At 60.0% G+C, this 16,001-nt stretch carries 19 protein-coding genes; 11 read left to right on the forward strand and 8 right to left on the reverse strand.

All coding sequences use genetic code 11. The features are described 5' to 3' along the window. Positions 1-53: 53 nt before the first annotated feature. The 4 genes from repB to METLW4_RS0122525 form a co-directional block, all read right to left on the reverse strand. Positions 54-1,055 carry a plasmid partitioning protein RepB gene (gene repB, locus METLW4_RS27215; RefSeq protein ID WP_083919373.1) on the reverse strand — a complete coding sequence of 334 codons (1,002 nt, stop codon included), beginning with the start codon at positions 1,053-1,055 and terminating at the stop codon, positions 54-56. Further along, positions 1,052-2,302 carry a plasmid partitioning protein RepA gene (gene repA / locus METLW4_RS0122515; protein ID WP_018268499.1) on the reverse strand — a complete coding sequence of 417 codons (1,251 nt, stop codon included), beginning with the start codon at positions 2,300-2,302 and terminating at the stop codon, positions 1,052-1,054. The genes repB and repA overlap by 4 nt, the downstream gene beginning before the upstream one ends. 1,128 nt (positions 2,303-3,430) lie before the next feature. Next, positions 3,431-4,051 carry an RES family NAD+ phosphorylase gene (locus METLW4_RS0122520; RefSeq protein ID WP_018268500.1) on the reverse strand — a complete coding sequence of 207 codons (621 nt, stop codon included), beginning with the start codon at positions 4,049-4,051 and terminating at the stop codon, positions 3,431-3,433. Next, positions 4,052-4,759 carry a hypothetical protein gene (locus METLW4_RS0122525; protein WP_018268501.1) on the reverse strand — a complete coding sequence of 236 codons (708 nt, stop codon included), beginning with the start codon at positions 4,757-4,759 and terminating at the stop codon, positions 4,052-4,054. It abuts the gene before it with no gap. A 125-nt stretch (positions 4,760-4,884) separates the two neighbouring features. On the opposite strand from METLW4_RS0122525, the gene METLW4_RS28100 reads away from it, so the two are divergent. The 3 genes from METLW4_RS28100 (at position 4,885) to METLW4_RS0122545 (ending at position 9,066) form a co-directional block, all read left to right on the forward strand. Continuing rightward, on the forward strand, positions 4,885-5,034 hold the full coding sequence (locus METLW4_RS28100; RefSeq protein ID WP_157235596.1) for a hypothetical protein: 150 nt from the start codon (positions 4,885-4,887) through the stop codon (positions 5,032-5,034). Positions 5,035-5,600: 566 nt separating this feature from the next. Then, the gene (locus METLW4_RS28105; RefSeq protein ID WP_157235597.1) at positions 5,601-7,139 is read left to right on the forward strand and encodes a hypothetical protein; all 1,539 of its coding nucleotides are present in this window, start codon (positions 5,601-5,603) and stop codon (positions 7,137-7,139) included. An 808-nt stretch (positions 7,140-7,947) separates the two neighbouring features. Next, positions 7,948-9,066 (forward strand): RHE_PE00001 family protein, encoded by a 1,119-nt coding sequence (locus tag METLW4_RS0122545; RefSeq protein WP_026191752.1) that lies wholly within the window; start codon positions 7,948-7,950, stop codon positions 9,064-9,066. A 57-nt stretch (positions 9,067-9,123) separates the two neighbouring features. Here METLW4_RS0122545 and METLW4_RS26755 read toward each other — a convergent pair whose 3' ends face one another. The 3 genes from METLW4_RS26755 to METLW4_RS0122560 are packed head-to-tail and all read right to left on the reverse strand — an operon-like array spanning position 9,124 to position 10,616. After that, on the reverse strand, positions 9,124-9,801 hold the full coding sequence (locus METLW4_RS26755; protein ID WP_018268507.1) for a DUF998 domain-containing protein: 678 nt from the start codon (positions 9,799-9,801) through the stop codon (positions 9,124-9,126). A gap of 15 nt (positions 9,802-9,816) precedes the next feature. Beyond that, a complete protein-coding gene (locus METLW4_RS0122555) occupies positions 9,817-10,296 on the reverse strand; it encodes an SRPBCC family protein (protein ID WP_018268508.1) in 480 nt (159 codons plus the stop codon). Next, positions 10,293-10,616, reverse strand: a complete 324-nt coding sequence (locus METLW4_RS0122560) for an ArsR/SmtB family transcription factor (protein WP_018268509.1) — start codon at positions 10,614-10,616, stop codon at positions 10,293-10,295. Before METLW4_RS0122560 ends, METLW4_RS0122555 begins: the two co-directional genes overlap by 4 nt. 44 nt (positions 10,617-10,660) lie before the next feature. Between METLW4_RS0122560 and METLW4_RS27220 the strand changes: the two genes are divergently transcribed. The 8 genes from METLW4_RS27220 to METLW4_RS0122600 all read left to right on the forward strand — a co-directional run bounded on the left by METLW4_RS27220 (position 10,661) and on the right by METLW4_RS0122600 (position 15,296). Further along, a complete protein-coding gene (locus METLW4_RS27220; protein WP_157235598.1) occupies positions 10,661-10,903 on the forward strand; it encodes a hypothetical protein in 243 nt (80 codons plus the stop codon). A gap of 106 nt (positions 10,904-11,009) precedes the next feature. Then, positions 11,010-11,270 carry a hypothetical protein gene (locus tag METLW4_RS0122570; RefSeq protein ID WP_157235599.1) on the forward strand — a complete coding sequence of 87 codons (261 nt, stop codon included), beginning with the start codon at positions 11,010-11,012 and terminating at the stop codon, positions 11,268-11,270. A 193-nt stretch (positions 11,271-11,463) separates the two neighbouring features. Next, a complete protein-coding gene (locus METLW4_RS0122575) occupies positions 11,464-11,748 on the forward strand; it encodes a BufA1 family periplasmic bufferin-type metallophore (protein WP_018268512.1) in 285 nt (94 codons plus the stop codon). A gap of 38 nt (positions 11,749-11,786) precedes the next feature. Further along, a complete protein-coding gene (gene bufB, locus METLW4_RS0122580) occupies positions 11,787-12,656 on the forward strand; it encodes an MNIO family bufferin maturase (RefSeq protein ID WP_018268513.1) in 870 nt (289 codons plus the stop codon). Positions 12,657-12,670: 14 nt separating this feature from the next. Further along, positions 12,671-13,432, forward strand: coding sequence for an HvfC/BufC N-terminal domain-containing protein (locus tag METLW4_RS0122585; protein ID WP_018268514.1), 762 nt, complete (start codon positions 12,671-12,673; stop codon positions 13,430-13,432). Beyond that, positions 13,429-13,914 carry a DoxX family protein gene (locus METLW4_RS0122590; RefSeq protein WP_018268515.1) on the forward strand — a complete coding sequence of 162 codons (486 nt, stop codon included), beginning with the start codon at positions 13,429-13,431 and terminating at the stop codon, positions 13,912-13,914. Before METLW4_RS0122585 ends, METLW4_RS0122590 begins: the two co-directional genes overlap by 4 nt. 238 nt (positions 13,915-14,152) lie before the next feature. Then, complete coding sequence (locus METLW4_RS0122595) at positions 14,153-14,554, forward strand: hypothetical protein (protein ID WP_157235600.1); 402 nt, start codon at positions 14,153-14,155, stop codon at positions 14,552-14,554. 64 nt (positions 14,555-14,618) lie between these two features. Further along, positions 14,619-15,296 (forward strand): FMN-dependent NADH-azoreductase, encoded by a 678-nt coding sequence (locus METLW4_RS0122600; RefSeq protein WP_026191754.1) that lies wholly within the window; start codon positions 14,619-14,621, stop codon positions 15,294-15,296. A gap of 135 nt (positions 15,297-15,431) precedes the next feature. Here the strand turns inward: METLW4_RS0122600 and METLW4_RS0122610 are convergent, their stop codons facing one another. Then, positions 15,432-15,743, reverse strand: coding sequence for a winged helix-turn-helix transcriptional regulator (locus METLW4_RS0122610; RefSeq protein WP_018268518.1), 312 nt, complete (start codon positions 15,741-15,743; stop codon positions 15,432-15,434). Between the last annotated feature and the right edge of the window lie 258 nt (positions 15,744-16,001).

Here is a 16,001-nt window from a genome sequence, read left to right on the forward strand (position 1 = left end):
CGCGGGTCGGTAACGCTCTCTCGCAAAAAAAAAACACATGTACGGGCGTAATTTCATTTCGTCGACGGCTCGGCAGAAGCCTCCTTTGCTCTGAGGAAGTCCCTGTAGAGTTCGGGAAGCTGCGCGAAAAGAAAGCGCCCGAACTCCGGGGCCTCCTTTTGATCAACGATCAACGATGCCTTTTTCCCTGCCTCTCGAAACGTCGCGATAGGTCGGCCGCCATCTACCGACCACGACTTTGACTCACGTGAAGGTCTTTCGATTTGTGGCTGCAACGCGTTGAACAGCGCCAGAAAACGTTCGTCGCTATCGCTGGAGCCGAACGCTTCTGATCCGATAAACGCAGCAGCAACCTCCGCTCCACACACTTCAAGTCGATCTGCAAGCGCCACCCATCTCGGCTCACCTGTTTTTGGTGCCGGGCCAATGGCCTGAATGATGGTTGCGGGAATTCGTCGAGCGACCGAAATAAGCGTCGACAAGTGCGATTTCGACAGGCTAAGCGCGGCCATAATCACGTCGCGTTCAAAACCACTGTCGCTGAGCCGTATCGCGAAAAATGCTCGCTCAATATAACTTAGAGCCTTTCGCGCGGAATTTTCTTGTCCTTGGGCAACGACTAGCTGCGCGTCCGTCAGCGTCTTCACAACTGCACGAACCGCGCGGCCCAACGACTGACATGCCCGCACCCGACGATGGCCATAGACCACTTGATATCGAGCACTATTATCGGGGTGCGGACGCAGAAGCACAGGAACCTGCTGTCCGTGATCCCGTATCGAATCTACGAGCTCGCTATGCTCGCTGTCGAAGCCGTCAATTCGATCTTTGATAAATGAGGAATCGATCAAAATTGGATCGACCTCGATCACAGGGTCGCCACTCTCAGCCCGAAGGTCCGACGCTAGATGCAGAATTGGGCCGGTCTTGACCCTCAAATTCGCTCCTCGCGGACGAACAGAGTGCGCCGGCGTTGATGAGATCGACGTGTCATCGGCGACACCAGCGTCAGGGTCGCCTGCTAGCAAGCTTTTCAACGTGTCCCGCCTGCTCATGCCTTACGTCCCCATACAGCGAGGAGAAGCTCCTCGATTTCAGAGTTTACTGCGTTCATCGCCGCGATCGCTCGATCGTATGTGCTCCGACTAAAACTCGTGCGCTCCACTTCATAGAGAGTCTGCTTCGATAAAGACGAGTCGGAGATCGCCGTTGTTTTTAGCATTGCATTCTTCAGGACATGCTCACCGCAGAGCCGCCGCATGAGCGTGTCCATTTGCTGTTGCGGCAAATCCGTAGGCTCGAAACGGGTCACGAGAAAACGAAAGGCGTCGTATTTCAAGACGAGCCCAAAATCCCGAAACACAGCCAAGAGATCTCCTGCCATTAGCAAATATTGGGAGGTCGATGAGACGTCCAACATCTGCGGATGACAAGGAATTATGACAGTCGTTGCCGCACATAGTGCAGAGAGCGTGAGGTAGCCGAGTTGCGGCGGACAATCGAAGATCACAAAGTCGAAATTCTCTTCCACCCGGTCCAGCATCACCCTGAGAGCTTTGTAAAATGGCGTCTTGCCCTTTACTCCTCGATTAACTGCGGTCGCGTGTTCGAACTCCATCAAATGGATCGATGAAGGAACAAAGAAAACCCCGTCGAAATAGGATTCGCGTATGACCTCTTCGATTTGGACGCGCTCATCATCGTAACGAAGGGCCCCATATAGCGATTCATTCGGCTGCACCTCGGTTTCGGTGTGATATCCGAACATGGTGCTGAGACTGCCTTGCGGATCGAGATCGATTGCCAGAACTCGATATCCTTGAAGAGCGAGGTATTGGGCCAAATGGGCGCTGTGGATTGTTTTTCCTATCCCGCCCTTAAACCCTGACACCGCGATCACTTGTAGCTTTTCACTGTCGCGTCGGCGCTTGACGTAGCGCCGCGCACCACCCCCAACGTCCAAAAGCTCCCGAATTTCGTTGATCTGGCGAAGTGTATAGAGGCGGCGTCCGGTCGGAGTCGTTTCCAGCTCCGGGCCCTTACCTTCTAATGATATTTGGCGAAGATAGGCGTCGCTCACGCCGATGAGCCTTGCCGCTTCGGCGCAACTAAATGATCGAAGCCCCTTTTGGGAATTCGGAGGGAAGAGTTTGCTTCTCAGCTCCTGGAGATTATTCGACAAAATCTCCCCGAGCTCCACCATGAGGGTGTCGCCTTCGTCAGCAAGCGCAACGTGTGGGGCAGGTAGGCTCATGCTAGCTACGATTTTTCCGCATCCATCGGATTTGATCGTAGCGAACATCCGCCGATTCGCATCAAACGGCAAGCCTCGCCCGGCACCATTTTTCGTTAATGAATTCTTTATCGGGATCACGTCCGATTGTTACGAGCATGTCGCTACTGGTGATGCACGGTCAGCCGAACGACTTCGAATCGCGACACGTATCATCCCAAAAAGTTCCGAGCTCGGAACAATTCTCCTCGCCATCACTACCTTCTTCTCATTACCCAGACCGGACGCTGCACTCCCCCTCTCGGGGAGGGCATCTCCAAACAAGAGTTCCGAACTCGGAACTATGCAGGCCCGCGGCCGGTCCAAGGACGCCGTGGGCTATCGACTTTGATCAATGCCGCGTCGCCGCGACGAAATTCATCCGTGATCGAGGACGCCGTTCACGCGGCGAGGCGAGAAGGCCCCGGCTGTTTGAAAACACCTCACGCTCCGAGAGTTCCTTACTAACAGCGCGGCAAGGCACCGGCATTTCATACGAAGCTCTACATGCCCCGACCTAATAGCCTCACTTTGTCCCACTCTCGATCGCGGCGCGAGCATCTACACAGATGATGCGCTGTCAGGAGCCCCGCCGCTCGACCGCGCCCCTGATCACCGCGGTCCCCAGCGCCCGGCTCCGACCGCCATCCACGACAAGAAGGGAGAACCAACAAGCGCCCGTCGGCCGCCTGGGCCGAGCCGCGTCGCGCTTCCCCGAGCTCGCCGCAGAACCGACGTTCGCTAGACGGTCTTCGACCGACGTGGTGACAGCACGTGGCTATCTCGCCGGAGAAAAGCTCCGGGCCTTCATGGAGGCCGGTAGTCGGCCATCCAGATCACGCGAGAACGCCGCCTCTTTTCGCCTCAGAGGCAAGACGATCGTTTGATCTTCCAGTGATGCGTGACAATTTGGCACGCATCGAACGTGAGCGCGCAGAATAAGTCGCGATGCCTCGATGACGAGCGCGAGAACGAGAGATGGGAGACACTCTTCACGTTGATGAACGAGCTGCTAACCTCGAACCAGCTCGGAACATCGTAATTCGAAGTCCTCGATGCCAAGCGCGCCCGGGAGCGAGAGTGATTGTCCCACCCTGTCCGCGACGACGCGAGCCAACCCGATGCCGCGCCCTAAGAACGTCCCCCGCGCCCATGTGGTCAAGGATCAGGTTCGACGATGCTGACCTTCATTTCGCTCAGGACCGAGGCCAGCCCCGGCGCAGCGATCAGCTTCATCTTCCGGACTGTCCGAAGCTTCACGACGGCGCGATCGAAGATGGCCACGTTGGTATGTCCGTTCAGTCGTGACGGATAGATGATCCCATCCGGCTTCTCGGGGTGCTCGTGGAAGGCCACCGACCAAGCCCGGGCGAGCGTTTGGTTGGAACCCTTCGCAACGTCGGTCGGAACACCCATGACGATGGCGCCGTCGCCTCGCAGATCGACCATCTTGAGGGCCTCCGCGACCTCGATCTCAGCATAATGGCGGGCCTGCAGCTCCGATTCCGCGATCGGCAGATCACCGATCACGCCGTCGCGCTGATCGCGGAGCAGGGCCTCCAGGAAGCAGACCTTCACCGTCTCCCCGAGATAGAGCACGCCGAACCGATTGGCCGCGACGCGCCGCCGCGGATCACTGAACCGGCTCGGCGTCTTGCCAAAACCGAGCGGGTCGGGATAACGGCCGAGGTAGATGCGGCCGAATCTCAGGTCAGCCCGAGCCTGATAGATACGAAGATCCGCACCCGCAAAACCCTCGGGCGGGAGAACTTTCGCCATTTAACGAAAATCTCTCCCGACGCTTTCCGCGGCCTTGAGGGCAGCCTTGACTTTCCCTCGTTCCAGCGCCTCACGCCCGGTCAACCCGTCGAGCTCGCCATGTGGCTGAACGAGAAACCGGTAGACCGCCCAGGGACCGCTCAGCCGCTCATGCAGGGCTGCGAGCTCAGCATAGGGCTTCCCCTCGGCGTCGAGCTGCCAGACCGGGAAACGAAAGCCGCGCTTGGCGCCGTCTAGGCCCAAAATCTGACCGCTCTGGCGCTTCGCGTTGACCGTCACCCGCGTGGTGCCGAGCATCTTCGCAAAATCCTCCGCGCTCAGCATGTCTTCGCCGCTCAGGATTTCGGCCGCCCGCAGGCGACCCCGCTCGCGCGCCGCGGCGAGGGATGCGTTCAGTTCGTCATCCGGTGCCGCGATCACTTGCACCGCCGGCTCCTGCGCGCCAATCACAACTTCGACGGGAGTCACGACCGTCTCACCGTCAGGGTCCACGTCGACACGGAAGCTGACCGGTCGCCCCACTGAGCGGCTCTTAGCGATCGCATCACCATAGCCTTGCAGAAGCGCCTTCATCCGCTTCGGGCTACCGGTAAGGGCCTTGCGAGCCGTCTCCGGGACTTCCAACTTGAAGCCAGCAGCTCCCTTCGGCAGAGTTTGACCCGGGCCGACGAAAACAGCCGTCGTGGCAAGAGCCGACTTTCCAGCCATCTTACCCCCCCGACTCGCGCCACTGCGAACGCCAGATTTCGATTTTGGAACCGCCATGTTCCAACCTCCGTTGGAGCAAATATGGAAGAGGTCGATAAGTTCGTCAAGTTCGTAAAGCGGAGCGCTTGCTTGCGTCGATCAGTCGTTCAACCCTCTCCCTCGGCTTTCTCTACGTTCCCGACGGCGCCGCGTTTCAGCGGGATCGCCACATCCACGCTGACGACGAGACGCTTGCGGCGCGTGACGGCCATGTGGCGGATGAGGCAGCAGCCTGATCGGAGCAGGAGAGGAGAGGAGAGGAGAGGAGAGGAGAGGAGAGGAGAGGAGAGGGGAGGGGAGAGGAGGGGAGGGAAGGGTGCTGTCATGGTTCAAATCGGGGGCTATTACGCGCTTTTTGAACCTTCTGCACACTCTCCATGGCTGTGAATAACTGAGCAGTTGCAGGCGTGTTTTATTGATCGCGGTAATTCGGCCTCCGAATAGCGATCGGAGTTTCCGCTCAGCTGACACCTTCAGCGTTCCGTCCGCCTATGACGCGCGAGCAAGGGCGCAAGAAACCGCCAACATGGCAACGTGTCATATGCCGACCTTATCGGACGCGGCGCGGCGAATTTATCATGAAATCTTATGGTAAAGCGCCGTGGTCGGTTATGACTCCAGAGTGCGCGCCTTTCCGATGGCACCTGGGACCGCTATACCGGATTTAGGGACGCCGCTCGAAGGCAAACCGGGAGCCGTCTGTGCCCGAGTCTCCTTTGCCAAAAGCCCACGTTATCGCTTATGTAACTGTATTCGCGAGCTCACAGCGGCTTCGCGGCGCGGCATTTCATAGGCGTTTCACATGACCGGTTTGATAGCTCTTCGTCGTCAGGCCGCTCGGAGCTTGCAAGGCCCACTGTTGATCAGCTTCCTCGCCTCCTCGGCGGCGTGCTGCTTTGTGAACCAAGTCTCAGCGGCGGGCAGCGCTTCACAATCGCTAGGGGGAGCCGAACAAGATTTTCGACAGCGACTATTCTATTCCAAACGCGACATGGAAAAAGAAGGGCTGACGCCGCTCGTCGATCGAGCGTTTTTACTAGGTCGGCTTCATCAATTGCTGGTTCCCGTCGAGCCAGCTCAGCCTATTGGACGTTTCAAAAAGCTCCTTCGTCCGACCAGGGCTCTGAGCTATCACGTGGTCCTCCGTTATGAGGCCTCGGATGAAAGCAAAGGCTTCGTAGATGGCCATATTCCCGATGTGGACGTCTCCAAGAAACCACCTGCGGAAGCCGTCATTTACCAAGATTCCATAAGCACCGTTGTCTCCGAGATCGCCAAGCTAGGCGCTTTAAAACCAGAGAACGATGCGAGCCGGGCGGACCTGCTCATTTACGTGAATCTCGCGGAACGAGCTCAGACGTCAGAGGCCTTCAATTACGAAACTATGTCGCGCTTGCCACAAAGAGTGGCGGGTAGGGAGAGTCCTGGCGACTTGCAGATGATGGAATATGTTCTCCCGTGGACCTTCGTGCGGCTCTATTATCGCGACACACAGAAACAAAGCGTCGAGGCCGAGTCGAAAAGATCGATAGAAGGCGGGGAAATTTGGGTTCAGTACCCCAGACGCACATACTGGCAGGCCGAGATCGCACAAGTCGCTCTCGATAAGCCCGACATCGGGGCGCGCCTCGGGCTAGGGGCGACTCGAGAAGCCGTTGTTAGCCGGTTTCGCACTCCCCATAAGTCAGCGCTCGAACCTATAAAGGAAGCGCTATCTCATTTACGTCAAATTCCGCAGATCGGCGCGGGAGGCTTGCCTAGTGAGCCGGGCGAGCCAGCCGCTCGCCCCAAAGAAAGCCTTCTTTCTCTGGCGACGGGATCGAGACAGCACGCTGATGGAGCGCAGTATCTGGTTTGGCCGGGCCCCCCCGATGCTCTTTGCGGAGCTTCGACGCATTCTCGTCTCCTGGCGAAAAGGATCGGTCGATCTATGGCAATGTTCGTCGGCGCGATCGAGGCTGGGGCGTTGCGCGTCGGTCCGTTAGGTGATTACACAAGCGAGTTCAAGAACGATCCGGAAGGCCTCCTCTCAGACTTCTCTCTCGCCGGTTACCGCGGCAGCTTCGACCAGAGGCTCAATGACGACCTGACACTTTTAAGTGTCGAGGAGTTGCGAGTGGCGCATGGAGATCGGCCTCTACAGGATGCAACGACAGTGCCGCGCGATATGTCAGCGGACATCAAGGATTTACATCACCTAGCGGATAGCAAGCTCGCGCTTCGCGTGATCGACCGGCGCGCCGACGATATCCGGCTACGCATCCGAGAAATAGCCTTGGGGTTTACGCCTGACGGCGGGGGCTGCGCCCATTTCAGGGATCTCGAGCGCGGTATCGACTGAATCGGCCGCGATGAAGCATTCGTACGCAAATTGTTTGGGGGAAAAGCTGACTGACACAACTCTGACATCGAGCCTCAATGCGCTAAACGCAATCGAATACAGGAGTGCCGATATCAAAAGCGCTCATCGACACGTCGCCCAGCGGCTCACACCTATAGGCGGTCGATGCGTGATATTCGAAGAACTAGTTCCCAGTCGACGCGGGGGCGACCGCAGCGCTTTCACGGCCGCCGGCCTAACCGTGATCGACCCCTGGGCCGCCGGCGCCTGAACTGGCGGTTTGCAACGGCGTGAACATCGTGTGGTGATCGGGCGCCTGCTTCGGCGGAGCGATCTCCGCTTCCTGTCGCTGACAACATCGACGTCACGAAGCTGCCCGGGATCAACTTGCATATTGCCCATCTACCGCCCCGATAGTCACGCCCCGCGGACATCTCGCCCGTCTGCCAACCTCGCCGAGACGCCACTCGGGCCGACCGCGTGCCAATCTCATCGTAACGAAGGCATCATATCGCCGACGATCATATTTCAATTGCGATGGATTTCGATACGCGACCGTTTGAAAGCGCATCCGAATGCCGAAGTTCGCCGCCGTCACCCAGGGGGCAAACAGGAGAAAGGCCTGAAAAACAGCCCTTTTCGTCGATTTGCGCGCCGAAAGCTCGCCTCCAGAGTCGTTCCGAAGCCTACTTTGGGCGGCCGTAGCGACGCGTTTCGATCTGGGTGGCAAAAGAGAAAATAACCATCGCTATCAATCAAGCTACATCCGCTATACCTTGTTTATAGGCTTGATTCAGGCGGAATTAAAATGGGGTTATATCTTCCCGGCTCGGTTTCATTCGAGCGCCTGCAGGCGCCGTTCGAGAGCGCGTCGGACGCCCTCGCGCGCCTCGACGAGCGGCTTCGCTCCAGTCCCGTCGCCGAAGCCTTCGTTCTTCGCGCGCATTTCCACGACGCCTGCGCCGCTTTATGGCGCGCGGGTGAATTCGTGCAGCTCGAAGATTTGGTGCTCCATGACGCCGGGATGGACGTGCGCACGCCGACGCACGAACTCGTGCGGGCTCACGCCGTTCTGCTCGCGCGCCGTCGCATAGCCGATCGCGAACCGGGATGGGCGTTGACGATCGAGGGCCTCGCCGGTCTGCGCGGCGCATGGAGACCGGACGGCGCGGTCTGCGAGTCGGCGACCGGCTGCCGTGCAACGCACGATGATGCGGCGGACGGAGAGCTGGATGAGGAGGATGGTGAGACGATCCTTACAGGAGAATTCGCCGAAATCGACGAATTGCTGGCGCGAACGTCACGCGTGATAGAGCGAAGTGAGCCGGCGCCGCCGATGCGGGACGACTCTGGTTTGGTTTACGACGAAGATTGGAACGAGGAGGCTCGCCTCGCAGAGTGGCGCGAGCGTCTGGGTCGAACTCAGAACCTTCCGCCCCTGATGGCCGCAAGCGTCGCGCTCGACGCTTGGGAGGAGATCGAGCCGTTACAGCGCGGAGCTTGGCTCGGCCCCTTGCTCGCCGCGGCCTTGCTCCGGTCCCGAGGAAAGACCCGACATCATCTCACAGCGATGCATTCGGGATTTCGACAGGCCAAGTATCGTCGAGTCGGCCGGGATGATTTTGAAGCTCGATTGATCGCACTCGCATGTGCGATCGAAACGATGGTGAATGCGGACTCGAAGGAACTCGACAGATTGACGCTCGCGCGCGAGCTCCTGCTCAGAAAATGCAAAGGCCGACGAACGAATTCGAAGATGCCGCAACTCGTCGAATTGTGTCTCGCTTCGCCGGTCGTCACCGTCCCTTTTGCCGCCAAAGAACTTCGGGTCTCTCAACAAGCCGCCACCACGATGATCGACGAACTTTCGTCGAACCTTCGCGAGTTGACCGGACGCGGGCGATACAGGGCATGGGCCGTCATCTGAGGAATGGAGCGCGCCAAGCGCTGCATGGCTATTCTCCTGTCAAGGTTGCTATGCCGTCTAGATGAGCGGCGCGCCCTTATCGAGAAGGCCGTCGAGAAAGTCCTCTCGGGAAGAAACGGGGCCGGCCTCGGTGGCGCGGATCAGCGCTTCCACCACCTCTCGCGCCAGCGAACGGGCCATGACCCGTTCCTCCGTCGAAATGGCCGACATCGCACAACCATGCAGAAAGACGCTTCGCACGTCGAATAGCCGCTCATACTGATCGGCGTGGCGACGGGCTGTCCTCCACAGTGAGACACGTGTCGACGCCCACATTGCGTTTCGCGAGAGGTTCCATGCAATTGCGAGTGCCGCGAACGGAACCAGGTCGAGCATCGCTCCGATATCGTGGATTCTGCTCTTGGAGTCCGGGGCGACGACTCTGGCCAGCGCCATTCCGGCGGCGCTGATCAGAAGCAGTGCGGTTCCGACGTAGCTCGCGATGCTCCGGGCTTGCGAAACGACGGCGAACGCGACGCCGGCGGCACCGACGGCGAGACAGATGAACGCGACATGCATCAGCCAGCCGAGCGGACCGAGTTCGTACTCGCTAATGAAGCGCCACGAAGGATCGAGATCCGGTCTGACGACGTGGAGCACCGCGAGGATCACCAGGAACATGCTCGTGCCCACGCTGGACACGAAGGCCGCGTTCCGCGCAGAATTGGTCGGAAATGGCGAGTTGAACGTCGACATTGGTGTTCGTCGCCTTCAGGTGAGGGTGCCCAACAATTCTCCGAGGCGGTCGTGCGACTCGTTGGCGCCCGCCTCCATCCCCGACTGTAGGTGACCATCGCGATCGGCCTGCGACTTGTAGAGCAGGTGGCTCGTCAGTCGGGTGTAACCGTCCCTCTCCTCGAATGTGGCGGTCACCACGATCTCGTGGCCGGGCCCCAACGGCTCATAGTTCTCAGTGTAGACGACGCGCCTCTGCGCATCGATCTCACGATACTCGCCGCTGAATGCGTGCTCGTTTCCATCCGGCGCGCGGAGGACAAAGCGCCATTTTCCGCCAACGCGATGATCGATTTCGCACACGGTGCAATCGAGGATCTTCAGCCCGTACCACCGGCGCACGTACTCCGGTTTCGACATCGCCTCCCACACGAGGCGCGCTGGCGCAGCGAAGTCTCGGGTGATGATGACCTCACGGTCCGACTTCAGCTCGACGCTCGTCTTTCCCCCGCTCATTTTACGTTCCCTTTTTGCATTTCGAGAAGCAACGCGTCGAGCTGGTCGAAGCGTGCGCCCCAGATGTTTCGGAACCGCTCCAACCACTCGTCGAGCTCGCGGAGCGGCGCGGCGTTGAGCGCGTAGAAGCGCTGTTGTCCCCGAGGCCGCACATGGACCAGACCGGCATTGCGAAGGACGCGGAGGTGCTTCGATACTTGCGGCTGCCCGAGCGGGATCCGCGCACAGATCTCGGCGACGGGGCTCGGCCCGACGCGAAGCAACTCCACGATCTGGAGGCGGTTCGGTTCAGCCAGCGCGGACAGGGTCTCGATAATCATACGATGTATATACCCTGTTTTATATATATCTGTAAAGCCATATAATGCAGGCCATCAGGTTGTCTCAAGCTCCCGAGCGGGACTACCTCGTCCACGAAATGCCGCTCGACGAGCTCGCCAATCTGCGCGTCCCGACCGATCTCGAAAGGCTGGAGGACGAGGGGCTGTTGCTGCGGCCCGAATCGGTCGCCGATCTCGACAGCATTTTGGCAGCGGACGTAGAAGACGCGGAGAGTCCGGACGAAGCGGGGGACGATCATCGAGAGGAACTGTCAGATGCCGGGTGAGGTGCGCTCGGTCTGACGCGATCGTCGAGGGCGCTGCGCCTCCCGCGCGAACCGGTCGAGAAGCGATGGCGCCGCCGATTTGGCGAAAGTCCAAGCACCTTCACGCTTGGCGTCGTTCGCCGATCGACTGCTCCGGGGAAAACGAAGCTCGGGCGCAGGAAGGTCACGGCGGTGGCGTTTCTATGTGAAGATACAGAAGTTCTTGGAGGTCTTCGGCCTCGCTACGCTACGCGAACTCCCGGATATCGAGAGGCTCGAGGACGAAGGCTTGCTGCGGCGGCCTCGAACCGAGGCGGAACTCGACGGCGCCTTTGGACTTTCCGGCGAGGATGGCTCGAAGTTCGACGACGCCGGCGACGACATTTAGCGAATCGAGCCGTCCCGCATACCGACCTTTCTGTCTACGCCCGACCCCGGCTACGACCGTGATTGCGCGGATCACGCCTGTGTCTGTGGTCTTCACCCCCTTGCGCCGGGGAATCGAAAGTCCGTAACACTTTCGTCGGTTGCGCGAATTTAGAACTTGCCGACTGGTTTCGGCGCATAGCAGGAGGCATCGGATGGATCGTCGTTCTTTCAATCTCGCGCTGGTGGGATCGCTCACCACGGCTCTCACCCACTTGGCTTCCGCCGCTCCGGCGGAGGAAGAGGGCAAGGAGAAATGCTTCGGCGTCGCCCTCAAGGGTCAAAATGATTGCGCCGCCGGCCCTGGAACGACCTGCGCCGGATCGTCCAAGATCGATTATCAAGGAAACGCCTGGAAATATGTTCCGCACGGGACCTGCGTCTCGATCGAGACGCCCTTCGGCAATGGCTCGCTGGAGGCGCTCAAGCGGCGCACCTGATCTTCGCGACATTCCGTCTCAAGCGCGCGGGGAGCCGCATGGGCGAAACCGTTTCGACCATTTCGTCCCGTCTCCCCGCTCTCGCTGGGGTCGGCTTCAAGCCGACGCATTTCGATGCGATCCTCTCCGGCGCGCCATCTGTCGGGTTTTTCGAGATTCACGCGGAGAATTACATGGGCGACGGCGGTCCGCCGCATCGCCAGCTCTCACGTCTTCGCCAGGAATATCCGCTTTCGATTCACGGTGTCGGGCTTTCGATCGGCTCCAGCGAGCCGATCGATCGTCGACATTTGGAGCGATTGCGCGCACTCTGCGACCGCTATCGGCCGGCGGGCGTTTCCGAGCATCTGGCCTGGTCGACGCATGGCGGCGTCTTCTTCAACGATCTCCTGCCGCTGCCCTACACGCGTGAAACGTTGGCGCGCGCGATCGACAAGATCGACGAGATCCAGAACTTTCTCGGACGGCAGATTTTGCTGGAAAATCCAGCGACCTATCTCTCTTTCGCGGAAACGGAGCTGTCCGAGCCGGAGCTTCTCGCCGAGATCGCGGATCGCAGCGGCTGCGGATTGCTTCTCGACGTTGAGAACATTTATGTGACGGCGACGAACAAGGGCTTCGAAGCGGCGGACTATTTATCCAGATTCGCTTTCGCTCCTGTGCGCGAAATCCATCTCGCCGGCCATTTCGAGACGCGTGGCGCGCGTGGCGAGCCTTTTGCGCTCGACGCCCATTGCGCGCCGGTCGCCGAGGCTGTTTGGGCGCTATTCAGCCGAGCGCTGGCGCAGACAGGTCCTGTCGCGACCCTTGTCGAATGGGACAATGAAACGCCCGAATGGGCGGCGCTCGCGCGTGAGGCACAGCGGGCGCAATCGATCCTCGACGGCGCAGCGCAGCGGGCCGCATGAGAGAGGATTCTCGAATGTGGGAGAGAACGCAGGCGCAATTCGCCGCCGCTCTGCTCGACGCGCGCCAGGCGGCGCCGGCCTCGCTGGCGTCCGAGAGGGGCGCGGCCGCCGATCGTTTCGAGGTCTATCGCAATAGCGTCGTCGGCGGGCTCGTGCGGGCGCTGGCCGCTCGCTTTCCCGCCGTAGTGCGTCTCGTCGGCGAAGAATTCTTCGCCGCAATGGCGCGCGAGTTCTTGCTCCTGCGGCCGCCGAAATCCGCTGTGCTGCTCGAATATGGCGAGGATTTCGCCGATTTCGTCGCGGGCTTCGCGCCCGTTTCCGAGCTGCCCTATCTCGCCGATGTGGCGCGGCTCGAGGATGCGCGCGTGCGCGCCTATCACGCCGCCGACAGAGAGCCGCTATCGCCGCAAGCGCTGGCCTCGGTCGCTCACGATCGTCTGGCGGAACTCACTTTCGAAATTCACCCCTCGGCCTATGTGCTGCGCTCCGACCATCCGATGGTGACAATTTGGGCGATGAATGCGGGCGAAGCCGAGGCGGCGCCGCTCGAGCATTGGGACGCCGAGGACGCTCTCGTGACCCGTCCGCACATGCGCGTCGAGACGCATCGCCTCGCGCCGGGCGGAGCGGCTTTTCTTCAGCGCCTCGCCGTGGGCGCGGAATTCGGCGACGCCGTTCGCGTTGCGACCGCCGAAAAGCCGACATTCGATTTGTCCGAAGCGCTCGTCGAGGCGCTCACGGCAGGATTTTTCACGGCAATCAGAGGTGACACATGACGAATTCCGCTCATGATGCGACGCAGCCCGCATCGGGAGCCTCGCTCTGCATCCTCACGCAGCGCGTGATCGGAGCGCTCAAGCGCATTCCCTATTCCTTCATCGCGCTCGGCGCCCGCATTTTCCCGGCCGCTGTCTTCTGGCAATCTGGACAGACGAAGCTCGAGGGTTGGCGTGTCTCGGAAAACGCCATTTATCTCTTCAAGGAAGATTATAAGCTGCCGCTTCTCGATCCCGTCGTCGCGGCGCACGCCGCCGCGATCATCGAGCATGTATTTCCGGTTTTGCTCGTGCTCGGTCTCGCGAGCCGGCTCGCCGCGGCGGCGCTGCTCGCCATGACGCTGGTGATCGAAATCTTCGTCTATCCCGACGCATGGCCGACGCATGGCGTCTGGGCGACCTGCCTGCTGCTCGTCGTCGCGCGCGGACCCGGCGTCGTTTCGATCGATCGCCTGCTGCCGCGCCGCTGCGCGCGCCCGTGAGAACGGCGCGTCATGCGGACAAGGAAATCCTCGTCACCAGACCGTCCGCGAACCATTGCGCGAGGAATCCGGCGGCGCGCTGCAACAGAGTCTCGTCTTTGTTCTGAAACTCGAGCAGCGTGCAAATAGCATCGTATTTTTATGTTACCCGAAGGTGCGTACTTGTCTAATCGATCTGATGGCGCTCATAAATTCCGGAGCAGCCGGAGGGTTCCGGGGTGCAATTGGGAGAGTGAGCATGACCAAACATTTCACAATGGGTGGCACCGCCACCTTCGACTTCATTGAACTCCTCGGCGGCTATATCGTTGCGATGACGGGCGACTTCGACGGCGGCGCGTTTGCACGGGTTGTCGGCGAGCCGCGCGTCCAAGGGAATAAGACCTATCTCGACATGGAACACACTTTCATCCGCAAAGACGGCTCCACGATCCAGACCCGCGACCAAAGCGTTCTGACCGCGGTCGAGGGCGAAGCGCGTCTGCTCGGAGCCACCACCTACAACGTCGTCAAGACGACGGGCGCCTTCGAGGGCCTGACCGGCCAGTTCCGGTCATGGGGTTCGGTCGATCCAGCAACAGGTCAGGGCGTGCTACGCTTCTGGGGCTCGATTGGCGAGGCGTCGGCGAAGGCCGCCTGAACCGGAATGCACCTTGGCGGGGCGGGGCCGTAGCATCCGCCCCTAAGTGTCCGGAGTTTTCCAAATGGCTACTCTTCTCCATCTCGACGCCAGCGTCCGAGGCGGTCGCTCGTTATCACGTCAATTGAGCCGATCGTTCATCGATGTATGGTCTGAGCAACATCCCGCCGATGCGGTGCTGCGTCGGGACCTTTCCGAACACGCGCCGCCCTTCGTCGATGAGGCGTGGATCGCAGCCTGCTTCACCAAACCCGAAGCTCGCACGCCGGCGATGCACGCTGTGCTCGCGGTTTCAGACGAACTGATCAGTGAACTGGAGGTCGCCGATGTTCTCGTGATCGGCACGCCGATGTTCAACTACGGCATGCCCGCGATACTCAAGGCGTGGGTTGATCAGGTAGTGAGGGTCGATCGCACCTTTTCTTTCGATCTCGCGCGCGGAGACTGGCCCCTCGAGCCGATCTTGTCGGGCAAGGCGCTGGTCATTCTGACCTCGAGTGGCGAGTTCGGCTTCGGCCCAGGCGGTGAACGTGAAGAGATGAATCACCTCGATACGCACCTTCGCGTCGTTGGCCGCTATCTCGGTGCGACGAAAGCCTTTCATATCGGAATCGAGTATCAGGAGTTTGGCGACGATCGCCATTCCCGCTCACTAGCCGACGCATTGGCCGCAGTGCAGCCTCTGGTGCGGCAGGTGTCTGAATTCATCGCCACCCGCCCATTGTCGACGACGTCGCGATGATGTTTGCCTCCGAGCCCGCGATCCGAGTTCTCGATGAGGCGAATGGCCCAGGCTCGAATGGGATCGACGCCTCGAGGCCGGGCGGCCGTATTCGAAACGGAATGAGCTAGGCGCCGTGCTTGGCCTACTCCTTTTTCAGATTGCCCGATCGAAGGCTATGCGAGCCTTTTCGACAGCGCGAAAATTCTCGATCACCCATTGATCGAGCGCTCCGACGACTCGGCCGAGCGACGCTCCGAGTGGAGTCAGGCGATACTCCACTCGAGGCGGCACTTCCTGGAAGTCCTGACGCACAACGATCCCATTTCGTTCGAGACCGCGGAGCGTCTGGGTGAGCATCTTCTGCGAAACACCGTCGAGACGTCGCATCAGCTCACCGTTACGTTTGGCCCCTTCGGCCAGGACGGGCAGCAGAAGCAGCGCCCATTTGTCGCCGATTATGGCCAATACCTCACGCGATGGGCACGCGGAGTTCCACGGGTCGGCTAGGGGCAATTTTTGGCGCGCCATAAATCTGTACGGCTCTATAGTTACTATAAGGCGTGTACCTTACTAGTGGTTATTATCCCTGTCAATCGAGCGTGCGCGATCGTCCCGCGTAAGGTGATCGAGTAGGTTTTGGCGCAAACGTTTCGTGACGCGCAAGCAGCGGCGCCTGTATCAGTTCGGTCAAGCGTGAAACGCGCTCGTGACACAGCAACGACG

This window comes from Methylosinus sp. LW4 (genome assembly GCF_000379125.1).
GTDB lineage: Bacteria > Pseudomonadota > Alphaproteobacteria > Rhizobiales > Beijerinckiaceae > Methylosinus.

Bases quoted from the DNA above. Each gene is read 5' to 3' on its own strand.
- METLW4_RS0122555 (WP_018268508.1), bottom strand. From the start codon at position 10,296: ATGAGCGGGGGAAAGACGAGCGTCGAGCTGAAGTCGGACCGTGAGGTC.
- METLW4_RS28105 (WP_157235597.1), top strand. From the start codon at position 5,601: ATGACCGGTTTGATAGCTCTTCGTCGTCAGGCCGCTCGGAGCTTGCAA.
- repA (WP_018268499.1), bottom strand. From the start codon at position 2,302: ATGTTCGCTACGATCAAATCCGATGGATGCGGAAAAATCGTAGCTAGC.
- METLW4_RS27220 (WP_157235598.1), top strand. From the start codon at position 10,661: ATGCAGGCCATCAGGTTGTCTCAAGCTCCCGAGCGGGACTACCTCGTC.
- bufB (WP_018268513.1), top strand. From the start codon at position 11,787: ATGGGCGAAACCGTTTCGACCATTTCGTCCCGTCTCCCCGCTCTCGCT.
- METLW4_RS0122585 (WP_018268514.1), top strand. From the start codon at position 12,671: ATGTGGGAGAGAACGCAGGCGCAATTCGCCGCCGCTCTGCTCGACGCG.
- METLW4_RS0122600 (WP_026191754.1), top strand. From the start codon at position 14,619: ATGGCTACTCTTCTCCATCTCGACGCCAGCGTCCGAGGCGGTCGCTCG.
- METLW4_RS0122595 (WP_157235600.1), top strand. From the start codon at position 14,153: ATGACCAAACATTTCACAATGGGTGGCACCGCCACCTTCGACTTCATT.
- repB (WP_083919373.1), bottom strand. From the start codon at position 1,055: ATGAGCAGGCGGGACACGTTGAAAAGCTTGCTAGCAGGCGACCCTGAC.
- METLW4_RS0122560 (WP_018268509.1), bottom strand. From the start codon at position 10,616: ATGATTATCGAGACCCTGTCCGCGCTGGCTGAACCGAACCGCCTCCAG.
- METLW4_RS0122590 (WP_018268515.1), top strand. From the start codon at position 13,429: ATGACGAATTCCGCTCATGATGCGACGCAGCCCGCATCGGGAGCCTCG.
- METLW4_RS26755 (WP_018268507.1), bottom strand. From the start codon at position 9,801: ATGTCGACGTTCAACTCGCCATTTCCGACCAATTCTGCGCGGAACGCG.
- METLW4_RS0122545 (WP_026191752.1), top strand. From the start codon at position 7,948: ATGGGGTTATATCTTCCCGGCTCGGTTTCATTCGAGCGCCTGCAGGCG.
- METLW4_RS0122520 (WP_018268500.1), bottom strand. From the start codon at position 4,051: ATGGCGAAAGTTCTCCCGCCCGAGGGTTTTGCGGGTGCGGATCTTCGT.
- METLW4_RS0122525 (WP_018268501.1), bottom strand. From the start codon at position 4,759: ATGGCTGGAAAGTCGGCTCTTGCCACGACGGCTGTTTTCGTCGGCCCG.
- METLW4_RS0122575 (WP_018268512.1), top strand. From the start codon at position 11,464: ATGGATCGTCGTTCTTTCAATCTCGCGCTGGTGGGATCGCTCACCACG.